Raw genomic sequence first — 732 nt, 5'->3', positions numbered from 1 at the left:
TGGGACAGACAGCCATGACGACATAGCCGTCACCCACAGAAACACGAAAATAAAGACAAGAGCCCTCATTTAGAAGTATAATCTAAGTGAGGGCTTTGTGGTTGATAATTTCTTGAATATCACTTTCGCGGGACAAACTAATCCACTCTACCGACGAGTACCCCAAAATATCGCCTTGAGCATGAGTATAAAAATACGACAACGTTATCGGTAGACAAGCTCTCTGACTTTATAAATGGAGGGAATCACAATGGATGTTCTCTATCAATCTTGTGCAGGTATTGATGTCCATCAAGCTACTGTTGTGGTTTGTATTCTACATGGGCCGCTCACTTCTACTCGTCCAAAGCGTGAAATGGCTCAGTTTGATACAACGACAAAAGGATTAAAAGCCTGTCATGATTTTCTCACTCAATTTCATGTAGAAGCCGTCGGCATGGAAAGCACAGGAGTTTACTGGAGACCTGTCTGGCATGAACTCTGTGATGACTTTGAACTCATCCTAGCACAGCCTGCTCATATGAAAGCTATTCCAGGTCAAAAAACAGATAAGAAAGATGCTCACTGGATTGCCCAATTAACACGAATCGGCCTGCTCCCTCGCAGTTTCGTTCCTGATGAAACCATTCAAGAATTGAGAGAGCTAACACGACAACGGAAACACTATGTAGAGAGCCGTAATCGTGAGACCAATCGGATCCATAAAATCCTCCAATCAGGAGGTATTAAGCT

Annotated in this window: 1 protein-coding gene; it reads left to right on the top strand. The window is 43.2% G+C overall.

Annotation, left to right across the window (positions count from 1 at the left end; translation table 11 throughout):
* Nucleotides 1–250: 250 nt before the first annotated feature.
* A partial coding sequence (locus QM911_RS09895) for an IS110 family transposase (RefSeq protein ID WP_414313884.1) occupies nucleotides 251–732 on the top strand: 482 nt, incomplete at its 3' end.

This window comes from Streptococcus infantis, assembly GCF_047460825.1.
GTDB lineage: Bacteria > Bacillota > Bacilli > Lactobacillales > Streptococcaceae > Streptococcus > Streptococcus infantis_V.
Note: the sequence above shows the minus strand (reverse complement) of the source record. Positions and strands in the feature narration are given on the sequence as shown.